19 protein-coding genes are annotated in these 22,229 nt (G+C 61.9%); 10 read left to right on the top strand and 9 right to left on the bottom strand.

All coding sequences use genetic code 11. From position 1 onward, the window contains the following. Nucleotides 1-65 precede the first annotated feature (65 nt). Nucleotides 66-899 (bottom strand): TIGR00266 family protein, encoded by an 834-nt coding sequence (locus HGI47_RS04935; protein WP_168851665.1) that lies wholly within the window; start codon nucleotides 897-899, stop codon nucleotides 66-68. A 145-nt stretch (nucleotides 900-1,044) separates the two neighbouring features. On the opposite strand from HGI47_RS04935, the gene HGI47_RS04930 reads away from it, so the two are divergent. Beyond that, nucleotides 1,045-2,307 carry a YceI family protein gene (locus HGI47_RS04930; protein WP_168851664.1) on the top strand — a complete coding sequence of 421 codons (1,263 nt, stop codon included), beginning with the start codon at nucleotides 1,045-1,047 and terminating at the stop codon, nucleotides 2,305-2,307. On the opposite strand, the gene HGI47_RS04925 is transcribed toward HGI47_RS04930, so the two are convergent. From HGI47_RS04925 to HGI47_RS04910, 4 genes are all read right to left on the bottom strand, one after another. Further along, on the bottom strand, nucleotides 2,276-3,061 hold the full coding sequence (locus HGI47_RS04925) for a TetR/AcrR family transcriptional regulator (protein ID WP_168851663.1): 786 nt from the start codon (nucleotides 3,059-3,061) through the stop codon (nucleotides 2,276-2,278). The two genes, HGI47_RS04930 and HGI47_RS04925, sit on opposite strands and share 32 nt — an antisense overlap. A gap of 223 nt (nucleotides 3,062-3,284) precedes the next feature. Beyond that, nucleotides 3,285-4,730 (bottom strand): efflux transporter outer membrane subunit, encoded by a 1,446-nt coding sequence (locus HGI47_RS04920; protein ID WP_168851662.1) that lies wholly within the window; start codon nucleotides 4,728-4,730, stop codon nucleotides 3,285-3,287. Then, complete coding sequence (locus HGI47_RS04915) at nucleotides 4,730-6,319, bottom strand: DHA2 family efflux MFS transporter permease subunit (RefSeq protein WP_370521629.1); 1,590 nt, start codon at nucleotides 6,317-6,319, stop codon at nucleotides 4,730-4,732. The genes HGI47_RS04920 and HGI47_RS04915 overlap by 1 nt, the downstream gene beginning before the upstream one ends. After that, nucleotides 6,316-7,461, bottom strand: a complete 1,146-nt coding sequence (locus HGI47_RS04910; RefSeq protein WP_168851661.1) for an HlyD family secretion protein — start codon at nucleotides 7,459-7,461, stop codon at nucleotides 6,316-6,318. Before HGI47_RS04910 ends, HGI47_RS04915 begins: the two co-directional genes overlap by 4 nt. Nucleotides 7,462-7,812: 351 nt before the next feature. Here HGI47_RS04910 and ahpC point away from each other — a divergent pair, with 351 nt between their 5' ends. From ahpC to HGI47_RS04890, 4 genes are all read left to right on the top strand, one after another. Next, entirely contained in the window at nucleotides 7,813-8,376 is a 564-nt protein-coding gene (gene ahpC / locus HGI47_RS04905) for an alkyl hydroperoxide reductase subunit C (protein ID WP_168851660.1), read from the top strand. Nucleotides 8,377-8,553: 177 nt separating this feature from the next. Then, nucleotides 8,554-10,113 (top strand): alkyl hydroperoxide reductase subunit F, encoded by a 1,560-nt coding sequence (gene ahpF / locus HGI47_RS04900; RefSeq protein WP_168851659.1) that lies wholly within the window; start codon nucleotides 8,554-8,556, stop codon nucleotides 10,111-10,113. A 159-nt stretch (nucleotides 10,114-10,272) separates the two neighbouring features. After that, on the top strand, nucleotides 10,273-12,201 hold the full coding sequence (locus tag HGI47_RS04895; RefSeq protein ID WP_168851658.1) for a glycoside hydrolase family 3 protein: 1,929 nt from the start codon (nucleotides 10,273-10,275) through the stop codon (nucleotides 12,199-12,201). 87 nt (nucleotides 12,202-12,288) lie between these two features. Continuing rightward, nucleotides 12,289-13,755, top strand: a complete 1,467-nt coding sequence (locus HGI47_RS04890; RefSeq protein ID WP_168851657.1) for an ATP-binding protein — start codon at nucleotides 12,289-12,291, stop codon at nucleotides 13,753-13,755. A gap of 3 nt (nucleotides 13,756-13,758) precedes the next feature. Here the strand turns inward: HGI47_RS04890 and HGI47_RS04885 are convergent, their stop codons facing one another. Beyond that, nucleotides 13,759-14,295, bottom strand: a complete 537-nt coding sequence (locus tag HGI47_RS04885) for a DUF3237 domain-containing protein (protein WP_370521628.1) — start codon at nucleotides 14,293-14,295, stop codon at nucleotides 13,759-13,761. Nucleotides 14,296-14,463: 168 nt separating this feature from the next. Between HGI47_RS04885 and HGI47_RS04880 the strand changes: the two genes are divergently transcribed. After that, nucleotides 14,464-14,943, top strand: a complete 480-nt coding sequence (locus tag HGI47_RS04880; RefSeq protein ID WP_168851656.1) for a MarR family winged helix-turn-helix transcriptional regulator — start codon at nucleotides 14,464-14,466, stop codon at nucleotides 14,941-14,943. A 68-nt stretch (nucleotides 14,944-15,011) separates the two neighbouring features. Next, nucleotides 15,012-15,410: a cytochrome c family protein gene (locus tag HGI47_RS04875; RefSeq protein WP_168851655.1), complete on the top strand. Its 399-nt coding sequence runs from the start codon at nucleotides 15,012-15,014 to the stop codon at nucleotides 15,408-15,410. 9 nt (nucleotides 15,411-15,419) lie between these two features. Here the strand turns inward: HGI47_RS04875 and HGI47_RS04870 are convergent, their stop codons facing one another. Then, nucleotides 15,420-16,475, bottom strand: coding sequence for a LacI family DNA-binding transcriptional regulator (locus HGI47_RS04870; RefSeq protein ID WP_168851654.1), 1,056 nt, complete (start codon nucleotides 16,473-16,475; stop codon nucleotides 15,420-15,422). Between the two features lie 221 nt (nucleotides 16,476-16,696). Here HGI47_RS04870 and HGI47_RS04865 point away from each other — a divergent pair, with 221 nt between their 5' ends. From HGI47_RS04865 to HGI47_RS04855, 3 genes are all read left to right on the top strand, one after another. After that, nucleotides 16,697-18,190 (top strand): carboxylesterase/lipase family protein, encoded by a 1,494-nt coding sequence (locus tag HGI47_RS04865; protein ID WP_168851653.1) that lies wholly within the window; start codon nucleotides 16,697-16,699, stop codon nucleotides 18,188-18,190. 113 nt (nucleotides 18,191-18,303) lie between these two features. After that, the gene (locus tag HGI47_RS04860) at nucleotides 18,304-18,738 is read left to right on the top strand and encodes an Rrf2 family transcriptional regulator (RefSeq protein ID WP_168851652.1); all 435 of its coding nucleotides are present in this window, start codon (nucleotides 18,304-18,306) and stop codon (nucleotides 18,736-18,738) included. 74 nt (nucleotides 18,739-18,812) lie between these two features. After that, nucleotides 18,813-19,619 carry an outer membrane protein assembly factor BamD gene (locus HGI47_RS04855; protein WP_168851651.1) on the top strand — a complete coding sequence of 269 codons (807 nt, stop codon included), beginning with the start codon at nucleotides 18,813-18,815 and terminating at the stop codon, nucleotides 19,617-19,619. Between the two features lie 66 nt (nucleotides 19,620-19,685). Here HGI47_RS04855 and HGI47_RS04850 read toward each other — a convergent pair whose 3' ends face one another. Then, on the bottom strand, nucleotides 19,686-20,651 hold the full coding sequence (locus tag HGI47_RS04850; protein WP_168851650.1) for a YdiY family protein: 966 nt from the start codon (nucleotides 20,649-20,651) through the stop codon (nucleotides 19,686-19,688). A 110-nt stretch (nucleotides 20,652-20,761) separates the two neighbouring features. Continuing rightward, nucleotides 20,762-22,141 carry an amino acid permease gene (locus HGI47_RS04845; RefSeq protein ID WP_240949984.1) on the bottom strand — a complete coding sequence of 460 codons (1,380 nt, stop codon included), beginning with the start codon at nucleotides 22,139-22,141 and terminating at the stop codon, nucleotides 20,762-20,764. Between the last annotated feature and the right edge of the window lie 88 nt (nucleotides 22,142-22,229).

Genomic DNA, 22,229 nt, shown 5'->3' with positions numbered 1-22,229 from the left:
TCCCACCCCGCAGGACCTGCGGTACTTCGGGGCCGACGGTGCAAACCGTCGGCCCTTCTTTGTCGTCAGTTGTTGCCGCCGATGAAATCGCCCAGTTCGCCCAAAATCGAACCTTCGCCCCGGTTCTGGCCTCCGCGCGAACCGGCAGCGGCAAGCATCCGCCCGGCAAGGCGCGAGAAGGGCAAGGACTGAATCCAGACCTTTCCCGGGCCACGCAGGCGCGCGAAGAACAGGCCTTCACCGCCGAACAGGACGGACTTCACGCCGCCTGCGGTTACCAGATCGAAATCGACCGAGGGCGTATAGGCTGCAAGGCACCCGGTATCGACGTGAAGTTCCTCTCCGGGGGCAAGTTCACGCTCCACGATGGTGCCGCCCATCTGCACGAAGACCCAGCCATCGCCTTCGAGCTTCTGCATGATGAAGCCTTCGCCGCCGAACAGGCCGGTCATCACGCGGCGCTGGAAGGCGACGCCAATGGATACACCGCGTGCGGCGGCGAGGAAGCTGTCCTTCTGGCAGATGAGGGTGCCGCCAACGTCAGACAGCTTCATCGGCAGGATCGCGCCGGGGGTGGGCGAGGCGAAAGCGACGCGGGCCTTGCCGTGGCCGTTATGCGTGAAGACGGTGGTGAACAGGCTTTCCCCGGTGACCAGACGTTTGCCCGCGCCGAGCAGCTTGCCCATGAAACCGCCCTGATCCGCGCCGCTGCCATCGCCAAACACGGTGGTCATGCCGACCGAGCCGTCTTTCCATACCAAGGCGCCGGCTTCGGCCACCGCGCTTTCGCCAGGATCGAGTTCGATTTCGAGGAACTGGAGTTCCTGCCCCTTGATCTCGAAATCGATGTCGTCGGCAATCGACGCGCTGCGGTGGTGCGACCAAGGGCTGTTCGACATTGTGATCTCCGTTCGGGTGGACTGTCGCTGATGTAGCGACAGGTTGTGGCAATTGAAGTGACGATACCTTGCGTTGGTCGATGCAGATATGCCACTCGTCATGGCAGGGTGCATTGGCGCCTGATTTTTTTCGAGAAGGCCGCTGATGACCGCCATTTCGCCGTCCCGCTATTCTGCCACAGCTATTGCACTGCACTGGATTTTGGCGCTGTTGCTGCTGTTTCAGGTCGGCCTTGGCGGGGGGCTGGAGCATCTGCCCAAGGGCGTTGCGCAGTTTGCCGGGTATCAGTTCCACAAATCCGTGGGCATCCTGATCCTGCTGCTCAGCCTTGCCCGACTGGGCGTGCGTCTGATCAAGCCACGCCCTGCGCCTGTGCCCGATGGCAAGGCGCAGATGATGCTGGCGAGCGCGGTTCATGTGCTGCTCTATGCGATCATGATCGGTGGCCCGATCACCGGGTGGATCATCGTTTCGACTGCCAAGGTGCGGTTGCAGACCATGCTGTTCGGAGTGGTGCCTTGGCCGGATCTGCCGGTGGGGCAGGCCCTGCACGAACCGGCAGAGGCTTTGCACGGGTTGCTGGGGCCGATGACGCTGGGGCTGGTGCTGCTGCATTTGGCGGGTGCGCTCTACCATCACTTCAAGCGTGAGGATGTGATCGGGCGTATGCTGCCTGCGGCGATTGCAAGCTGGCGTGGCATGGGCATTGCGGCGGGTGTTGCGATTATTGCGGGGTTTGTGGCGCTGAGCGGGGGCAGGGGCATGACCTTTGCTGCACCGGCGGCCGCGCCTGCGGTTCAGGCGTCTGCATCCGAAGTGGTGGAGCAGGCGTTGCCTGAGGCCAGCGAGAGCGAAGCGGTGGCTGCGCCTTCCGAGGTCGCCTCTGAAGCGGCGGCAAGCACCAAGGCCGTGCCTTGGAAGCTGGATAAGGGCGGGCGGCTTGGCTTTACAGCCGATTATAATGGTGAGGCGATCAAGGGATCGTTCGGACGCTGGGACGCGAAGATCGTGTTCGATCCCGAAGATCTGGCCGGTTCCTCCATCCGGGCCACGATCGATCTCGCCTCTGTCGAAAGCGGCGATGGCCAGCGCGACGACATGCTGCGAAGCGACAGCTTCTTTGGTGTAGGCGCCAATCCATCAGCGCAATACACCTCAACATCGATCCGTGAGGCGGGCGCGGGGCGTTATATCGCCAACGGCACGCTGACTTTGCATGGCCAGCGCAAGCCGGTTGCAGTGCGGTTCAGCCTCAAGATCGATGGCGACAAGGCAACCGCATCGGGCAGCGCCACGCTGCAGCGGCTATCATTTGGCGTCGGCGAGGCGGAGTGGTCTGCCACCGATCAGTTGAAGGATGTGGTGGGCGTGGACTTCAACTTTCGGGCGACACGGCAGGGAGACTGAGGCTGCCCGCATTGCGCAGCCCTGCAAAGAAGAATTCCGAATAAGCCCGCGCCCAACGCTCCGTCTCTTCACGTGAAGGCTGCGGAGCGGCACCGGCCATGCGGACGTGACCAAGAATTCCCTCGATCCAGAAACGTGCGGCGAGTTCGGGGTTGCCTAAGGCAATCTGCCGTTCGCTTGCAAGCTGTGCCAGTTCTTCGCCCACGCTGTCGATGGCTTCGGCATACATCGCCGAGCGATAGGCATATGTGTTATCGCCGAACTCCTGATCGCACCAATCCACCAGACGTTCCATCATCAGGCCGTCGGTGGATTGCAGCGTTTCCATGATCTCGGCAGCGCGCAAGCAGAAAGCTTCCTCGGCAGGCAAACCGGCACCGATGGCCATGAATTTCAGCCTGCGCTCGCTCGTCTTGAGTGCGAGCAGGGCCTCAAGGAATTCGCGCTTGCTGGAAAAGCGCGTGTAGATCGTGGCCTTGCCGATGCGGGCATGGCGGGCAACGCGATCGAAGGTAAAGGCTTCGAAGCCATGTTGGAGGAGAACGTCCCATCCCGCTTCAAGAATGCGCGTGGGAAGGCGCTGGGCTTCTTCAAGCGAAGGGCGACCACGACGGCTGATCGTGGTCGCCCCAGGGGTGCCTGCCTGCGATGACCCGGCATTGGCCGTGCCATCGCTTGCCGCGTGGCCAGCAGCAGGCGCGATATCAGTGCAGGGTTGTTCCTGCCGATCCGGGCAATCGTGCGGAAGTGTCATGATTGCGATCCCGCTCGCACAAACGCTCGGCAAGCGTATCGGCCAACCGGTTGCGAACCGGGCACGACATTTCCAATCCTTTGCGATAGGCCTGCCAGAGGCGTAAGCCTGCATCGGTTATCCAGCGCATCTTTCCCATACCCTCGTTCAGACGAGTTGTTATGCGGAGAGAGTGCCTCAGCCGACGGCAGAGTCAATATACTATAAAATGGGCGAAACCGTCTCATTTACCAGCGTCCGCGCTTTGCCAGCCAAGGCCCAGTGCCTTTTCGACGGCGATAAAGCCGGTGGTCAATTCGGCGCGCGCGGCAGACGATGCCATCGCCAGTTGCAGCGCCTGTCGTTCAGCATCCAGCGCGTCGGGCTTGCCGATGCTGCCCGCAGCAAGCCGCTGGCGCTGCAGATCGACATTGCGGCGCGCGCTGGTTTCGGCATCCAGTGCCTTGCCAAAAGCCACGCGCTGCCCACCAAAGCGGGCGAGCGAACCTTCGGCATCCTGCAACGCGCGGAGCACAGCATTGCGATAGTTGGCCTCAGCCTCGGCATAAGCACCCTTGGCGACTTCGACCTGCCGTTCTGCCCGGCCACCATCAAACAGGTTCCATTTGATCTGCGGCAGGGCAATGCCGACCAGATTGCCCGGATCGAACACATCGCCAATGTCCTGCCCGCCAAGTCCGAGCAGGCCGAGGAAGGATATCTTGGGGAACTTGTCGGCAATGCGCGCGCCGATATCGGCATTGGCGGCGGCCAGTTGACGTTCGGCCATGCGAATGTCGGGGCGGCTGCGCAGCAGTGTGGCCGGATCGCCCACAGCCACTTGCGCAGGGGGCAGCGGCACGGCCGTGGGCGTGCCGAGCAAGCGGTCAAGCGCGCCCGGTTCCTTGCCCGTCAGCACGGCGATCTGGTCCATCAGCACCGCGATTTCGGCTTCGCTGCGCGCAAGATCGGCCTCGCTGGCGAAAGCCTGCGCTTCGGCAGCGTTCAACGGCTGTCGGGGGATCGTGCCTGCGGCAAAGCGCTGTTTGGCAAGAGCCACCAGTTCACGATCGATTTCAACCTGCCGTTTTTGCAGCGACTTCATCGACTGGCGGGCGCGTAGGCCAACATAGGCGCGGGTGACTTCTGCCGACAGGGTAACGTGCGCATCGGCGGCGGCGGCTTCCGAGGATTCTGCGCGTGCAGCCGCAGCTTCTATCTTGCGGCGGGTTCCGCCGAACAGATCGATTTCCCAAGAAGCGTCGAAGCCCAGATTGTAGGCGTTGATTTCGTCGCGCCCGCTGCCTTCACCCAGCAGATTGCCGGGCACATTGATGTATGGCGCGGCAAAGGATGTGCTGATGGTGGGCAGCGCAGACGTGCGATTGGCAGCGAGGGCGGCGCGTGATTGGGCGACGCGGGCGTTGGCCGCGGCAATGCCGGGGGCGTCGGTCAGAGCAGCGTCAACCAACTGGTTCAGCACGGGATCGCCAAGGCTTTCCCACCAGCGGACTGATGGGGCGGTTGCGGTTGCGGCGCTATCGGCGCGGACGAACGTGCCGCGCGCTGTCGATTGCGGTGCCGAATCCGGCGCTCCGGCGTAGTTCGGGCCGACCGTGGCGCAGCCTGCAAGCAGGGCGGCAAGCAGCGTAGCAGCGGTGGCGCGGCGATAAGCGAGCGAGCGAGGCATCAGTGACCAGCCTTTGCGTGGTAGCCCTTTGGAAGCGGGCGAAGGAGCAGAACAAGCGGCGCAACCAGCAAAATGCCAATCGTAAGCGCCATGAAATCGTCGTTGAAGGCCATGACCAGCGCATCGCGCATGACCATGCCATCGAGCGAGCGGATCGCCGCTGTCAGCCCATCGGGGCCGCCGCCATACGTCATGGTCTGCTGGCTGATCCACGCCTGTACGTTCAGGTCGTTTGCACCCAATGCGCTGTGAAGCGACCAGCGGTGGAACTCCCAGCGTTCGTCCTGTAGGGTGGCAAGCGCGGCAAGTCCGATTGAGCCGCCTAGGTTGCGGGCTGCGTTGAACAGACCTGCAGCATCGCCAGCCTCGTCGCGCGAAACGGAACTGATCGCCGCCTGGTTGAGGAACATCATGCAGAACACGGTGCCAAGCCCGCGCATAAGCTGCGTGACGACGAAATCGTCGCCGCGCGATTGGGCAGTGAGCGTCACATCGAGGTAGCAGGACAAGCCCAGCAGGACGATCCCGGTGCCGACGATCAGCCGAAGATCGACGCGCGAGATCAGGATCGGAAACAGCGGCATCATCATCATCGCGGGGATGCCTGAAAGGAAGACGATCTTGCCCGCCTGCATCGCGTTGTAATCGGCAATCGCGGCAAGGAACTGCGGGATGACATAGGCAGTGCCAAACATCACCGCGCCCAGCACGAAAGCCAGCACGAAGACCGCCGCAAAGGCGCGGTTGCGCAGTAGCGAAAGCTTGATCACCGGGCGGCGCGCATAGAACTGGCCAAGGCCGATCATCACGAAGCCCAGCAGCGTCACGGCGCTCAACTGCCAGATCAGCGCGGATTCGAACCACTGTTCGCGGTGACCTTCTTCCAGAACCACGGTGATGCCGCCAAGGCCAAGAACCATGCCGATGACACCCAGCCAATCGGCATTGATCAGTTCGCCAAGCTGCATCTTGCCTTTGGGCAGCCCGATATAAAGCAACGTCATCAGAACGATGCTGATCGGCACGTTGACGAAGAAGGCGTAGTGCCAACTGAAATTTTCGGTCAGCCAGCCGCCCACAAGCGGGCCGAGGACTGGCCCCATGATGACCGTCAGACCGAACAGCGCGGTGCCGATGGGCTGCTGGTTGGGTGGAAGGCGCGTGGCGATGATGGTCAGTGCGGTGGGGATCATTGCGCCGGCGGTAAAGCCCTGTCCGACACGTCCAAGAATCATCATCGTCAGCGATGTGGAAAGCCCGCACATCACCGAGAACGCGGTGAACAGGATAGTGGCGATCATCAGAAATCGGCGCAGGCCGAACACACGCTCAAGCCATCCGGTAAGCGGGATAATAATGATCTCCGCCACCAGATAGGCAGTGGCGATCCATGTGCCTTCGCTGGAGGACGCGCCGATTTCGCCCTGAATCGTCGGCAATGATGCGTTGACGATAGAGATGTCGAGCGTAGCCATCAGCGAGCCGATGGCCCCCGCAGCAACGCCCAGCCAAGCGGTGATATCGGCCTTTCCGGCGGGCGAGGGCGGCTCGTCGGGAAGGGTATCGTCGAGGGTGGCGGAACTGCTCACTTGGCAGACGTCCGTTCCTGTTCCTTGCGGATCGCTTCGATAGAGGACTTGGCGGCGCGGGTATCGACCTCGACCGTCAGCGACAGGCCGGGGACCAGCACCTTGCGCGATTCAGGTCCGGCGTTGATGCGGATCCGCACGGGCACGCGCTGCACGATCTTGGTGAAGTTGCCGGTGGCGTTCTGCGGGGGGATCAACGAGAAATTCGCGCCGGTGCCGGGCGTGATGCTTTCCACCACCCCTTGGAAATCGACATCGGGCAGGGCATCGACGTGGACCTTGACCGGTTGGCCAGCGCGCATCAGGCCGATCTGCGTTTCCTTGAAGTTCGCCTCGACATAGATCGCTTCAGTGGGAACGATGGTCATAAGGCGCTGGCCGGGCTGCACGAATTGCCCGACGCGAACCGTGGAATTGCCCACCTTGCCGCCAATCGGAGCGATGATGCGCGTGGTGGCCAGATCGGTGCTGGCGGCATCGCGCTGTGCCTGTGCGGCCTTGATCTGGGCGGCGGATTGGCCGGCCTGTGCTTGCGCGCTGGCAACGCGGTCATTGGCGGCGGCAACCGCTGCACGCTTGGCCGCAACGTCGGATGCCGCCTTGTCACGATTGGCGACAAGCTGGTCGAACGCCTGCTTCGGTTCCGCACCCGAAGCGACGAGCGGGCGCATCCGCGCGACTTCACCGTTGAAATAGGAAAGTTCGCGCTGCGACGCATCGAGCGCGGCCTTGGCCTGACCGACGGCAGAGCGCGCTTCGGCAATGGCGGCGCGCGATGCGGCTTCGGTGGCGCGGGCGACGTCGACTTGGGCGCTGCTTTGCGCAAGGCGGGTGTTGTAATCGGTCGGGTCGATCTGGACCAACAGGGCCCCATCTCCAACCGACTGGTTCTCCTGCACGGCGACATTGCGGACATAACCGCCGAGCTTGGAACTGATCGTCACGCCATCCGCTTTCACATAGGCGTCATTGGTGTCCTGCAGATAGCGGCCGACGGTCTGGTAATCGTAAAGCGTCCAAGCCCCATATAGCGCGCCTACGCCAAGCACGCCGACGGCGATGCGGCCAATGGTCTTCTTGCGCTGATCCTCCCTTCCGATCTGTGCGGGAGCGGCGGAGGAAATGTCGTCGGTGGCGGCCATCTGATGTCCATTTAAAAATAGAACGGAATCGTTCCGTTGCGATTTGCCACTTGGTTTAATCGCCACAGCTTTTCAAGTGCGGAAATTGGTATGCGCGGTGCAGAAAATGCATTTGCGGCGCACAACGCTGCCATTTTCCCAGCGTTCCGGGCCATTTTGCAAAAGGTGTATCGTCGGCGGAAAAATGTCGTGCGATCAGTCTTGTGCTGAAACAAAACTGAAAAATGCGCGATTGATCGATGCAATCAATCAAACAGGGCGGAATTGCTCATTGGAAAAACCGCCTGCCATGCACTACCTCGGCATCCGTAACCCAGTTCACCAATCCACCAAGAGAAGGATTTGAGTCTTATGTCGATCGTCGGAACCAAGCTGCTGCCGTTCCAGGCAACCGCCTACCATCAGGGCAAGTTCGTGGACGTCAGCGATGCGGACGTGCTCGGCAAGTGGGGCGTGTTCTTCTTCTATCCCGCCGACTTCACCTTCGTCTGCCCGACCGAACTCGAAGACCTCGCCAACATCTATGAAGAACTGCAGGGCCTTGGCGTGGAAGTCTATTCGGTGTCGACCGACACGCACTTCAGCCACAAGGCATGGCATGACAGCTCGCCGGCTGTCGGCAAGATCAACTACTACATGCTGGGTGACCAGAACCACACCATCTCGAACAACTTCGGCATCCTTCGCGAAGGCGTTGGCCTTGCCGATCGCGGCACCTTCGTGACCGATCCCGATGGCACGATCCAGCTTGTCGAAATCACGCCCGAAGGCGTGGGCCGCAACGCTGCCGAACTGCTGCGCAAGATCAAGGCTGCCAAGTACTGGCGCGAAAATCCCGGTCAGGTTTGCCCAGCCAAGTGGGAAGAAGGCGCTGAAACGCTGGCTCCCTCGTTCGATCTCGTCGGCAAGATCTGATTATCCGGCAGGGCGTTCGCCGCGTGGGGTTGAACGTCCTGCCATAGACGCCGGATGGGCCGTGCCGCTGACGGGCGGCCCGCCGGTCCCACGCCACCGATCCAGAAATTCCGTGTGATCCCCCGTGCGCCGGCCAGACGGTGACGCGCGGCTCCGTTTGCCTGAAAGGTTTGCAAGATGCCCGTTCTCGATGCCGCCACCACCGCCCAGTTGAAGGCCTACCTCGGCAACCTGCGCCGTCCCATCGACCTGGTCGCCACGCTTGATGACAGCGCCAAGTCGGCCGAGATGCGTGGGCTGGTTGAAGAGATCGCCGCGCAATCGGACAAGGTGACCGCGCGCTTCGATGGCACTGATGAACGCGCGCCCAGCTTCACCATTCGCGCCGACGAAGGGCGGGCGCAGGCCGTTTTTGCAGGCCTGCCGATGGGGCACGAGTTCACCTCGCTGATCCTTGCGCTGCTTCATGTCGGCGGCCACCCGCCAAAGGAAGACGCCGATCTGCTCGATCAGGTGCGCGGCCTTGATGGTCCGCTGCACTTTGAGACGTTCTTCTCGCTGACCTGCCAGAACTGCCCGGATGTGGTGCAGGCGCTGAATATCATGGCCGCGCTGAACCCGAACATCACGCACGTCGCCATTGATGGCGCGCTGTTCAAGGATGAAGTTGATCGCCGCCAGATCATGGCCGTGCCGACCGTGTTCCTCAATGGTCAGCCTTTCGGATCGGGTCGTATGGACCTTGCGCAGATCGTGGCCAAGCTGGACACCAACGCTTCGGCCAAGGCTGCCGAGAGAATCGCCGCCAAGGATGCGTTTGATGTGCTGGTGGTCGGCGGCGGACCTGCCGGTGCTGCGGCGGCGATCTATGCCGCGCGCAAGGGCATCCGCACCGGCGTGGTGGCAGAACGCTTCGGCGGGCAGGTGCTCGATACGATGGGGATCGAGAACTTCATCTCGGTCCAGCACACCGAAGGGCCGAAGCTGGCCGCGCAACTTGAGAACCACGTCAAGGAATACGACGTTGACGTGATGAACCTCCAAAAGGCGACCGCGCTGGTCCCGGCGGAAGCGGGCGGCCTGCACGAAATCCGGCTTGAGAACGGGGCGAGCCTCAAGGCGAAGACCGTGATCCTTTCCACCGGCGCACGCTGGCGGCAGATGGGCGTGCCGGGCGAGGACGAGTATCGCAACAAGGGCGTTGCATACTGCCCGCACTGCGACGGCCCGTTGTTCAAGGGCAAGCGCACGGCAGTGATCGGCGGCGGAAACTCAGGTGTCGAAGCGGCCATCGATCTTGCGGGCATCGTCGCGCATGTCACGCTGATCGAATTTGACGATCAGCTTCGCGCCGATGCGGTATTGCAGACCAAGTTGCGCTCGCTGCCCAACGTCACGATCATCACCTCGGCGCTCACCACCGAAGTGCTGGGCGATGGCGCGAAAGTGACCGGTCTGGTCTACAGGAACCGCGCGACCGAAGACCTGCACACCATCGAACTCGAAGGCATCTTCGTGCAGATCGGGCTCGTTCCCAACACCGAATGGCTCAAGGGCGCGATTGGGCTTTCACAACGTGGCGAGATCGAGGTCGATGCGCGCGGCGCAACCAGCGTACCCGGCGTGTTCGCTGCGGGCGATGTGACGACGGTGCCATACAAGCAGATCATCATCGCAATGGGCGAAGGATCGAAGGCCGCACTTTCCGCTTTCGATCATCTGATCCGCCACGGTTGAATTCCCGAAAAGGGCCGCGCACGCAGTCCATCGGGTCTCAGGAACGGCGGCAAGGCATTGGTCTTGCCGCCGCTTTCGTATTCGCAGTTGCCTTCGCAAAGGCGCGCGGTTAGCGTTTCGGGTGTCTTGCGCTGTCAGTCGCAATGGGAGAGAACAACAATGCCCCGGTCCGCCCGCTCGATCCTTCGTGGTGCCGTTTTGCTTGCCTCAGTGTCTGGCATGGTCGCCGCGCTGCCAACAGCGGCAAAAGCTCCGTTCCGCGATCTCAACCACAACGGCAAGCGGGATGCTTACGAAAATCCGGCACTCGCCGTGGACAAGCGCGTCGAAGACCTGATGCGCCGCATGACGCTCGAGGAAAAGGTCGCGCTGATGCTGCACGGCTCTCTGCAGGCCGAAGGCGGGCGCGGCATCGGCATGGGTAAAGCTTATGACAAAGCCTCTGCGCAGGAACTGCTGGCGCGCGGCGTCAACAGCTTCATCACGCGCATCGGCCCTGATCCGCGCACCTTTGCGCAGGAAAACAACGCAATTCAAAAATTGGCCGAAGCAACCCGCCTTGGCATTCCTGCAACGATTTCCACCGATCCGCGCAATCACTTTGCCGTGACGGCAGGGGCCAGTTCCGAAACGGGCGGCTTTTCGCAATGGCCCGAAACGCTGGGCATGGCCGCCATCGGTGATGAAGCGCTGGTCGAACGGTTCGGCAAACTGGTCGCCGCCGAATACCGCGCGGTCGGCATCCAGATGGCGCTCAGTCCGCAGGCCGACCTCTACACCGAACCGCGCTGGCCGCGCGGCGTCGCCACGTTCGGAGCCGATCCGTCGACTGTATCGCGCCTTGCCGGTGCCTATGTGCGCGGGTTTCAGGGCAGTGCAGGGGGCTTGGTAAAGTCTGGCGTTGCCACTGTGGTGAAGCACTGGGTCGGCTATGGGGCGGAACCCGAAGGCTTTGACGGCCACAACTATTATGGCCGCACGGCAAAGCTCGATAATGAAAGCTTTGCACAGCACGTCGCGGCGTTCGATGGCTCGCTGGCCGCCAAATCGGCAGGCGTCATGCCAACTTATGTCATTGCCGAAGGTGTGACGATCGATGGCAAGCCCGTGCCGCAGGTCGGAGCCGGTTTCAGCAAGCCGATGATCGAAGGCCTGCTGCGCGGCACCAAGAAGTTCGGCGGCATCGTCATTTCAGACTGGGCGATCACCAACACCTGCCCTGAACAGTGCATGGCGCCAACCGCCGAAAAGCCGCAGGGCTTTGCCATCGCCATGCCCTGGGGCGTCGAAAATCTGGCCGAGGAAGACCGTTACGCGGTGGGAGCGAACGCTGGCATTGACCAGTTCGGCGGCGTTGATGATCCTGCGCCGCTGCTGGCTGCGGTGAAGGCAGGCAAGGTTCCGCTTGCCCGCGTGAACGAAGCTGCGCGGCGCGTGCTGCGGTTGAAGTTCGATCTTGGCCTGTTCGATAACCCATATGTCGATACAGATGCCGCCGCGCGTGTGGTCGGCAGCAAGGCGACGCAGGCTGAGGCCGATACCGCGCAACGTGCGGCGCAAGTTCTGCTGGAAAACAAGAGTGGGCTGCTGCCGCTGTCGGCAGGCAAGAAGGTCTGGCTTTCGGGCGTTTCGGCTGACGTGGCCAAGGCGGCGGGGCTGATCGTGGTTGACAGCGCCGAACAGGCCGATGTCGCCATCGTGCGCGTAGGCACTCCGCACGAAATGCTTCACCCCAACCACTTCTTCGGTTCGCGCCAGCACGAAGGCCGTCTAGATTTCCGCGCCGATGACGAAGCAACAAAGGTTGTATTCAACGCGGCTGCCAAGGTGCCGACAATCGTGGCGGTCGATCTTGACCGTCCCGCTGTTCTCACTTTGCTGAAGGACAAGGCCAGCGCGCTCTATGGTCTGTTCGGCGCGAGCGATGCCGTGCTGCTGGATCTTGTGACGGGCAAGGCGAAATCGAAAGGCAAGCTGCCGTTCGAACTCCCGTCTTCGGCCAAGGCGGTGGAGGATCAGCATCCCGGTCGCCCGGATGACAGCGCCAATCCGCTCTACAAACGCGGGGATGGCATCTTCCTGCCCTGATCGGCAAAAGATTGTCGGATAAAAGGCCGGGGAAATAAGCGTGTCCCGGCCTTGCCGACTCTCCCGTGCTTCGCCAGAGCGTCTTGCGTGAGCGCCACAATCGTCATCGGTGCCGACCGGTCTGGCGCCCCTGTCAGGATCGACGTCGAAGAACTGCTTGCCACCCGCCTGCTCGTGCAGGGCAACAGCGGGTCTGGCAAGTCACACCTGTTGCGCCGGTTGCTTGAAGAAAGCGCCAGCATCGTTCAGCAGGTGGTGATCGATCCAGAGGGCGATTTCGTGACTTTGGCCGAACCGTTTGGCCATGTCGTGGTCGATGGTTCGGCGTATGATGGCCCTGAAATTGCCAAACTGGCTGCGCGCATCCGCAAGCATCGCGCCTCGGTGATCCTTGCGCTCGATGGCCTGGAGCTCGAAGCGCAGATGCGCTGTGCGGCGGTGTTTCTCAACACCTTGTTCGATGCCCCGCGCGAAGAATGGTATCCCGCGCTTGTCGTGGTGGATGAAGCGCAGATGTTCGCCCCAGCCGCCGCAGGCGATGTGTCCGACGAAGTGCGCCGCCTCAGTCTTTCGGCCATGACCAACCTGATGTGCCGTGGCCGTAAGCGCGGGCTTGCAGGCGTCATCGCTACGCAGCGCCTTGCCAAGCTGGCGAAGAACGTTGCGGCAGAAGCATCGAACTTCCTCATGGGGCGCACGTTCCTCGATATCGATATGGCACGCGCCGCCGATCTGCTTGGCATGGAGCGCAAGCAGGCCGAAACGATCCGCGATCTGGAACGCGGGCACTTCCTCGGCCTCGGTCCCGCCATCGCCCGCCGTCCGGTGGGGGTGCGCATTGCTGATGTACAGACCCGTGCGCGCAATGTGGTGCAGGGGCTTATGCCGCTGCCCAACGCTGGCGGGGCAGAGATGGAATCGCTGCTGCTGTCGGAACCGCTGGCGATGGAACCGCCACCGCGTGCGCCCGAACCGGAACTGTTGCCGGTTGAGAGCGAGGAACTGCTCGAACAGATCGAAGGCTATGTTCCCGCCGCCGAACAGGTCGAACCGCCGGTTGCGCCCAGCCTGTTCGAGGCTGAGGAAACCGCCGCCAGCATTGCTTCGATCCTTGCAGAGATGGCGCAGGAGCCGGATTGCACATTCCAGCCCGCAGCGCAGCTTTATCAGGATTTCACGGTGCGCTGCCGGATGTTGCGCATTCTGCCGGGGATGGACCTTACCGCCTTTCGCCGCCGCTTTGCGATGGCGGTGGCAGGGATATCGGACGACACAGTGCCGGAATGGCAGGACTTGTTGCGTATCGGCAAGGACGTGCCCGACGATCTTCTCGCGCCGTTCCTCACGCTTGCCCGCGCAGCGTTGGAAGGTGCGCCTTGCCCCGATGATGACCGCTTGGCCGAGATTTACGGCACGCGCTCGTCGGGCCGCATCCGCCGACTGTTGGAACACCTCGAAAAAAGCAATCTGATCGTGGTGCGTACCGACTATGGCGGCAGGCGCTCGGTCGGCATTCCGGCGCTGGGGATGACCACAGCGCCGGTTGAGGCCTGACGCTTACTCCACGGTATAAAAGTCGATCACCACACTGTCGGGCTTGCGGATGCCGCGCGCGACGAAAACCTTGCGGCGCATCCACGCATGGATGCCGTCCTTGACCATGAAACGCGGTGTCGTGCGGAAGTAGTAGGCCGAAGGATCGACCGGCTCACCCTTGGCCAGCTTTTCGATCACCTCAGGTGCGGCGGTGCGGACGCCGGGGTTCGTCACTTCGATCACGGTGCCGTCAGTTGCTTTGATGAAATAGCGTGCTTCTATGCTGGTCAGGCCACCCGGCATGATTACCTGCCAATCGCCGCCTTCGGGCAGGACCGTGCCCGAAAGTGCCGGCCCGCTCACCGTGCCGCCGGTGATGGGAATGAACCGGCGGCGACCACCGTCAACCTCGCCCTGTTCGACCACCGGATCAAGCGTTGCACGCACCGAAAAAGCGTATGTCAACGAGGGAGCAGGTGCAGCAGGGCCATCCTGCGCAAAGGCTGACGTCGCCATGATCGTTGCCGCAAATGCCGTCGCCAGCTTCCCAATCAACACTTTGCCTCTCCTAATGTGGTTCATTCGTGAAACCGGTGCATTTTGCACTGCGGCAGGATTTGCAGAATTTTGTATGTTTCCCTAATGGAAAATGCAGAGACTTCGCACGCTGCGCCGGGAGGGCGCATTTGCGATCACCGATGGTATTGAGGTTTGGAGGAGCAGTTCTTGGCAACGGCGGAAATCACAAGGCAGGCTGCCGTCCCGGAGCTTGATCTGGATGGATTGGATTCCGTTCTGGGGCTGCACATCGGCACCGTGAATACGCTGTTCGTAACCCGGACGGAAAAGCGGCTCGATCTGCTCAATGTCACGCCCAAACAGGTCGCGATCCTGTGGCTGGTCAATGCGAACCCTGGTGTGAAGCAGACCGATCTGTCCAAATTCTTCCAGATCGAACGGCCCACGGTGCACCAGTTCGTGCGGCAACTGCTCAAGAACGAATTTATCGTGAATGAGCCGTCGAAGCTTGATCGGCGGGCAGGGGGGCTGCGGCTCACCGATGCTGGCCGCGAAGTGCTGACCAAGGCGCGCGACGTCATCGCTGCGCATGAAGACGAACTGACCTCCAGCCTCACCGCGCGCGAAAAGTCCGAACTGTTCCGCATCCTGATGAAGCTTTATCTTCTGGCACCTGCAAAAGACTGATCGGTCCGTTCAGGAATCGTGCATCCGCCGTGTTGCATTGGTGCGCGATGACCAAGGAAACCAAGTTGATGAAGCGTTTTGTCCTTTCAGGTGCAGCCGTGCTTGCTATCGCGGGCGCAGCGTTCGCGGGGATCACCAGCGCATCTGCTCAAAGCGCAGAAGGCGATGCTGCGCGCGGCAAGACGGTTTATGCGCGCTGCGCAGCCTGTCACGATCTCAATACCGGGGCGACCCGGCTTGGCCCGTCGCTGAAAGGCGTGATCGGTCGCACGTCCGGCACATCGCCCAGTTTCAACTATTCGCAGGCGCTGAAAGACAAGGCGGTTGTCTGGAACGCCGCCTCGCTGGATCAGTTTCTGGCAGCTCCGGCCAAGTATGCCCCCGGCAACCGCATGGCCTTCCCGCCGATGGCCAATGCCAAGGATCGGGCCGATCTGATCGCCTTTCTGGAACAGTCGGCCCGCTGATCATTTGCTTTACACTGCCTTCGGCGGGGCGGTGGAATCCCTGACAACCAGATGGAAATCGAGCAGGCGCAAACCGTGCTCCGGTTCGTCGCGCCGCAGCAGCAGTGATGCGGCGGCGCGGCCCATTTCCTCGACCGGCTGATACACTGTCGTCAGATAGGGCCAGACCGAACGGGCGATCCAGCTATCGTCGAAGCCGCATACCGAAACGTCTTCAGGCACTTTCAGCCCGGCCTGCGAACAGGCGGCCATCACGCCTGCAGCGGAATCGTCGTTGGTTGCAAAGATCGCGGTCGGGCGCGGGTTCATCGCCAGAACCTCGCTCCCGGCGCGAATGCCGCCGTCAAAGCTGAACCCGCCATCGGCCTCGATCAGCGTCTGTTCCAACCCAAGTTCGCCCAGCGTTTCGATAAACCCATCGAGACGCAACGACGCCGCGCTGTGCGACGCCGGTCCTCGCAAAACCGCGATGCGGCGATGGCCCAAATCCCACAAATGCCGCGCCATTGCCGCTGCGGCTGCCCGATCGTCGATCCCGATCCCCGGCGACCGGTCCGGCTGCATCGCGGGCGCGATCCGCACATAACGGATGCCCGATCGTTCAAGGAAATCGAGCAGGACCATATCGTCCGTCAGGGGTGGCGTCAGCACGAAACCATCGCACCGGCTGTTGCGCACCAGTGCCAGCAGTTGCGTCTCCAGTTGCTCGCGCGGGACGGTCGAATCCACGTTATCGATGCGCAAGTGGTACTGGTTGGCACGGCAGGCTTCGTAAACGCCCTTCTGGATGTCCATCGTGTAGTTCGGGCTTGGGTTGTCGAACAGCAGGCCGATGATGAACGTGCGCGATCCCGCTAACGATCGTGCCGCCGTATCGGGCACATAGTTCAACTCGGCAATCGCCGCTTCCACTTTTGCCCGCAATTTGCCCGAAACGTGCGGCTCGGAATTGATGACCCGCGATACACTCTTGAGCGAAACTCCGGCCAGCTTGGCCACGTCTTCCATTGTCGTATGGCCAATGCCGTGTGCAGTACTTGCCAGACCAGTGCTTGCGAGACTCATTCCGTGAACCCGATCCTTTCGTGCGCCGCCTTTTAGCCGATAGTTCAGCCCCGTCATCATCCTATTCGCACCCGTGTAAGCAATCGGATGGAGCGGCTGTTCTGGCGTTGACGGAAGGCGCGCATTCCCCTCTGGACCTGAACTTGACAGCCCTGTCACCAAACTGCAAGTCTTGCCTAGCGAGCGCCTGGAGACTCGTTGTGGAGAGGTTGGACACGAAGATGCACAAGACAATCGCGGCACTCACACTCGGCGCGAGCCTCATCGCGGGCGCGGCCCATGCGCAAACGGTGCAAACAGCTTCTGGCGCTGTCAAAGGGGCCGAACCTGCTGCCGGTGTCAGCGCATTCCTTGGCATTCCTTATGCGGCACCGCCGGTTGGCGAAAACCGCTGGCGCGCGCCCCAGCCTGTAAAGGCCTGGACCGGTGAGCGTGATGCCAGCAAGTATGCGCCCGATTGCGCGCAGGCACCATTCCCGCCCGACGCCGCGCCGATTCAGACGAAGCCTTCGGAGGACTGCCTCTATCTCAACGTCTGGAAGCCAGCTTCGGCCAAGGCAGGCGCAAAGCTGCCGGTGATGGTCTGGGTCCACGGCGGTGGGTTCGTTAACGGGGGCAGCTCGCCCGCGGTTTATTCCGGCAGCAACTTTGCGCGCGATGGCGTGGTGCTGGTCAGCCTCAACTATCGTCTGGGCCGCTATGGCTTCTTCGCCCATCCTGCCCTTGCTGCCGAAGGTTTCGGGGGCAACTTCGGTTTTCTCGATCAGATCGCCGCGCTGAAATGGGTTCAGGCGAATGTTGCCGCGTTTGGCGGCGACCCGGCTAACGTCACTGTCTTTGGCGAAAGCGCGGGCGGCATGTCGATGCACATGTTGCTTCAGGCCCCCGAAGCGCGCGGCCTGTTTCACAAGGCGATCATCGAAAGCGGCGGCGGGCGCGACCGGACCCTGCCGATGCCCACCATCGCCGCCGCAGCCAAAGCGGGCGAGGCTTTTGCGCCGGGGTTGACCGCATCGGCCCTGCGCGCTCTGCCGGAAGAAAAGGTCACCGCCGACCTTTCGATGATGACGATGGGCAAGCCCGGCTATTCCGGCCCGATGGTCGATGGGCGGACCATTTTCGGCTCCAGCATTGATGCGATAACCGCAGGGCTATACGCCAATGTTCCGGTCATTGTCGGTGCCAATTCGGCCGATGGCTTCCCGATGGTGACCGACAAGGACGCAATCTTCGCAAGCTATGGCGCAAAGTCGGCAGAAGCGCGCAAGCTCTATGATCCTGCCGGAACCGAAACCGGGCTGGTCGTGGGCACGATGACCAGCGCCGACAAGATGTTCATCGAACCCGCACGCGCTGTCGCGCGTGCATTGGCGGCGCGGGGCCAGCAGGCCTACCTGTTCCGCTTCGCCTATGCCCATCCTGATTTCCAGAAGGCGATGGGCGGGGCACCCCATGCCAGCGAACTGCCTTATGTCTTTGATACGGTTGCCGCGCGCACCCAGTGGAAGATGGTGCCTGCCGAAGCCGCCGTTGCCAAACGCACGCACGATCTGTGGGTCGCCTTCGCGCGTGCGGGCAATCCCGGCGCAAGCTGGCCTGCCGCGTCAACCGGCGATACCAAAGTCATGCTGATCGACGAGAAGGGGGCCGCCCACGTCGAAGACCCCTACCGCGCCCGCCTCGATTTTGCCGAAGCGCTGGCATTGGGGAAATAGGTTCGCCAACAACTCACCGGTTTTCTGGTAAAACCGGTGGGTTGCCGCCGATACTGAGCAGTTAATTCTACCGCTGGCGTTGACATTCCAGCGCCAGCGTTCATCTGTTTCTCATGCTTTCGCAAAAGACGCGATATACCATCCGCGCCCTCCAGCATCTGGCCGACACCTTTGGTCAGGGGGCCGTACGCCTTGATGACATTGCCGAAGCGCAAAACATTCCGCGCAAATTCCTGACCGTGATTCTTTCGGAAATGGCGCGCGAAGGAATCGTGGTTTCGCATCGGGGCAGGGACGGCGGCTATGAACTCGCCTTGCCGCCGGTCGATATCCGCTATGGCGATATCATCCGTCTGACGCGCGGCAGTATTGCGCTTGTTCCCTGCGCCAGTCGCAACGCGTACGAACATTGCAACAATTGCCTGCCAGAGGCGGAATGCCGCCTGCGTGGCCTTATGCTGCAATTGCGCGATGAAAGCGCCGCAATTCTGGATCGTCTCACCCTTGCCGATCCGATTGCGGTCGAAGCGCCGTTCCCCGAAGCGTGATCTGTTTCATCGCTTTCGCGCAAAACACGGTAACTTCACTTGGCGTTCAGGAACCTGCTGGCTATAGGGTCGGCATGACGCATCTTGCCACGCGCCGCCCCTTGCGCTTCGCCGTTATCGCTGCTGCCACCGTGGCCATCGGGCTGACTGCCGGTTGTGCAGGCGGAGGCAACAAGAAGAAGGATGTGGCCTACGTCGCGCGCGATGTGGACACGCTCTATGCTGCGGCGAAAGATCGTCTGGACAAGGGCGATTCAAAGCAGGCCGCAGCCCTGTTTGACGAGGTTGAGCGCCAGCATCCCTATTCGCCTTGGGCGCGCCGGGCGCAGCTCATGTCGGCGTTCAGCTATTACGTTTCGCGCGATTATGCCAAGTCGGTCCAGTCTGCGCAGCGCTTCCTGTCGATCCACCCCGGCAACAAGGACGCGCCCTACGCGTACTATCTCGTGGCACTCTGCTATTACGAACAGATTTCCGACGTTACGCGCGATCAGAAGATCACCCAGCAAGCGCTGACCGCGATGAATGAGCTGGTTCGCCGCTACCCGAACACCGATTACGCAGCCGATGCGCGCCTCAAGATCGACCTGATCAACGATCACCTTGCGGGCAAGGAGATGGAGATTGGTCGCATGTATCAGCGCAGCGGCAAATGGCTTGCCGGCACGCTGCGTTTCCGCACCGTCGCGGAAAAGTATCAGACCACCAGCCATGCGCCCGAAGCGCTCTATCGTCTGGTCGAAAGCTATCTTTCGCTCGGCCTGCCGCAGGAAGCGCAAAAGGCCGCAGCCGTGCTTGGCACGAACTATCCGGGCAACAAGTGGTACGAACGCTCATACGACCTGATGAACAAGCACGCCCCCGGCACCACCGCTTCCTGAGGCTTGGCGGCGTCGGTCAGCAATGAAGTTCAGGGTTACGAAGGTCGACCTGAACTTTCGCGTCTCTCAGAACCCGTAAACAAGGCTCAGCCGACTCGTCGTATCGGTGCCCAACCGCCCCAGTTCGGGCGCGGTTTCGTGCTGCACCATGTATGAAAAGCGCGCCTTCAACTTGCCGATGAGCTTGGAATCCAGCGCAGCCAGCGTATAAAACGTGCTGCCCGTCGCATCGGAATAGATGCTGGCATCCTGGCTATATTCCAGCGACGGCGTGATCTTCACTTTGGCTTCCATCGAGGCAAGGCCAGCAACCACGGATTCGCGCGCGGCCGCCACCGGCTCTGTTACGCGCCACGCTGGCCCCGCCTTCACGCTCAATCGCGCCGAATCGCTTTTCAGCACGCTGTAGCCAAGACCGCCGGATACGCTGTACCGTGATGCAAAGCCCTGAAAGCGGTCCTGCTCATACTGGCCCAACCCGAACAGATAGCCGCGCTCGTCGAACTTGTAGTTCGGCTCTGCCGAAAACCGGTATTGCTCGCGCGTGACGACGCTGTTGGTTTCCTGATAGTCCGCACGAGCATTGGTGCCGATGCGCCAGTTTTCGCCCTCAACCAGCATCTTGAAACCGCCGACAAGCCCGATCCCCGGCGCATTGCCGGTGTTCACGAAAGCGCCAGCTTCACCTTCGCCCGACCATTTGACGGGCGCGCCGTCGGCAGATGGCGGCTGATTCGCTGCCGATGGCGCCTTGTTGCCCGGCGTCTTCCTGTTTGCTGCAAGGACAGGGGGCGGGGTTGGGGCAGGTGGCGCAATGCTGATCGGTGCGTCGACTCTGCTGGCCACATACCGGTCGATTGCGTCCGCCGATTGCGGCAACGCCCGCTTGGCCGTGCGGATCACCGTATCGATCTCCGCCCGATCGCCAGAAGCGAGCGCTGCATCGATGATTGCTGCTATGGCAGGGGAAAGGCCTACATGGTGTCGGGCCCCAATCTCCGCCGCCTGTGCCACCGCGGGTGCCGTGGCCATTGCAACGATCATCAGGCAGGCGGGCATGTTAAGCTTCTCCAAACAATAGGAAATTCGTTTAGCACATCGAAGCTGCGATGTGCCACCCACCGGCGCTCGACAAATGGTATTCAGGGTCGCTTGCGGCGCAGCAGCCACCATGCGCCCGCCGCCAACGCTACCGTCAATGTGCTTGCCAGAAATTGCGCGCGCAATTCGGGCACAAGTCCCATCGCCATCAGCACGATCACGATGGCAGCAATGGTGGCATAGGACAGCCACGGAAACAGCCACATGCGGATGCCGAGCCGCTCCGGCGCGGTGGCCTCCACGATGCGGCGCATCCTGACCTGTGCCAGACAGACCATCAGATAGATCACCAGCATCAACGCGCCCGATGCGCTGACAAGAAAGCTGAACACGCCGCCCGGAGACAGCACCGATGCCGCCATCGCGCCATAGCCGAACAGGCTGGCGATAACCGTAGCGCGGGCAGGGACTTTTCGCTTGTTCAGCCGGATGAGGCTTTGCGGCGCGTCGCCATGTCGGGCCAGCCCGAACAGAGCGCGCGATGTCACGTAAAGGCCGGAATTGAGGCAAGACAGCACGGCGACGAGAACCACCGCGTTCATGATCGTCTCAGCCGCCGGAATGCCCATCAGTCCCAGCGAACTGGCGAAGGGCGATTGGCCCGGCACGACCGTGTCCCACGGCTGCACCGCCACGATCAGGATCAGCGACAGGATATAGAACAGCAGGATGCGCAGCGCGACCGATCCCGTCATGCGGGCGATAACCTTTGCGGGCGCACGCGATTCTGCAGCGGCCACCGTGGCGATTTCCGCTCCGCACAGGGCGAAGATCACGCTCGTCACCCCGCCGATCACCGCGCCCCATCCCTTGGGCGCAAAGCCGCCGTGGCCGGTAATGTTGGCGAAGGTCGGGCCGTCAGGCGACGTCACGCCAAAGGCCCACAGCCCGGCAATGGCGATAAACCCAAGGATTGCGGCTACTTTCGCCGCCGAAAGCCAGAACTCGAACTCGCCGTAGGATCGGGCCGAGAACAGGTTCACCACCGTCATCAGTGCCAGCAGGACGCAGCCGATCTGCCACACCTCGAACGGCAGCCACAACGCCAGGATCACCGCACCGGCGATCGCCTCGATCGCCACCACGATTACCCAGAAATACCAGTAGAGCCAGCCCGTTACAAAACCCGCCAGCGGCCCCCACTTGTCGCCAAAGCCGATGCGGACATGTTCGGTGAAAGACCCCGCGCCGGGATTGAGCATGGCCATTTCGCTCAACATCCGCATGATCATCAGAATCACGAGGCCCGCCATGCCATAGCTGACGACCACCGCTGGGCCGATCTGGTTGATTGATGTCGATGACCCGACAAACAGGCCTGCTCCGATGATCCCCCCGATTGCGATCATCGCCACATGGCGGGCATGAAGTGCCGCGTCCAGCTTGTGCTCGTCGTGCGTCGCGGTTTGGCCGTGCATCATGATCCTGCGTTTTGTCCCTTGCGCCGACCATAACCGAAAGCCCGGACCGCACCAGTAGTCACATGGTTTCGTCCGCAACAAAGTGGGC

This window comes from Novosphingobium sp. ERN07 (genome assembly GCF_012641335.1).
Taxonomy (GTDB): Bacteria; Pseudomonadota; Alphaproteobacteria; order Sphingomonadales; family Sphingomonadaceae; genus Novosphingobium.
This window is presented reverse-complemented; position numbering and strand designations above follow the sequence as displayed.

Coding starts and splice junctions, on each gene's coding strand:
- HGI47_RS04855 (WP_168851651.1), top strand. CDS start 18,813: ATGACGCATCTTGCCACGCGCCGCCCCTTGCGCTTCGCCGTTATCGCT.
- HGI47_RS04895 (WP_168851658.1), top strand. CDS start 10,273: ATGCCCCGGTCCGCCCGCTCGATCCTTCGTGGTGCCGTTTTGCTTGCC.
- ahpF (WP_168851659.1), top strand. CDS start 8,554: ATGCCCGTTCTCGATGCCGCCACCACCGCCCAGTTGAAGGCCTACCTC.
- HGI47_RS04935 (WP_168851665.1), bottom strand. CDS start 899: ATGTCGAACAGCCCTTGGTCGCACCACCGCAGCGCGTCGATTGCCGAC.
- ahpC (WP_168851660.1), top strand. CDS start 7,813: ATGTCGATCGTCGGAACCAAGCTGCTGCCGTTCCAGGCAACCGCCTAC.
- HGI47_RS04850 (WP_168851650.1), bottom strand. CDS start 20,651: ATGGCCACGGCACCCGCGGTGGCACAGGCGGCGGAGATTGGGGCCCGA.
- HGI47_RS04860 (WP_168851652.1), top strand. CDS start 18,304: ATGCTTTCGCAAAAGACGCGATATACCATCCGCGCCCTCCAGCATCTG.
- HGI47_RS04910 (WP_168851661.1), bottom strand. CDS start 7,461: ATGGCCGCCACCGACGACATTTCCTCCGCCGCTCCCGCACAGATCGGA.
- HGI47_RS04925 (WP_168851663.1), bottom strand. CDS start 3,061: ATGACACTTCCGCACGATTGCCCGGATCGGCAGGAACAACCCTGCACT.
- HGI47_RS04875 (WP_168851655.1), top strand. CDS start 15,012: ATGAAGCGTTTTGTCCTTTCAGGTGCAGCCGTGCTTGCTATCGCGGGC.
- HGI47_RS04865 (WP_168851653.1), top strand. CDS start 16,697: ATGCACAAGACAATCGCGGCACTCACACTCGGCGCGAGCCTCATCGCG.
- HGI47_RS04920 (WP_168851662.1), bottom strand. CDS start 4,730: ATGCCTCGCTCGCTCGCTTATCGCCGCGCCACCGCTGCTACGCTGCTT.
- HGI47_RS04870 (WP_168851654.1), bottom strand. CDS start 16,475: ATGAGTCTCGCAAGCACTGGTCTGGCAAGTACTGCACACGGCATTGGC.
- HGI47_RS04845 (WP_240949984.1), bottom strand. CDS start 22,141: ATGATGCACGGCCAAACCGCGACGCACGACGAGCACAAGCTGGACGCG.
- HGI47_RS04930 (WP_168851664.1), top strand. CDS start 1,045: ATGACCGCCATTTCGCCGTCCCGCTATTCTGCCACAGCTATTGCACTG.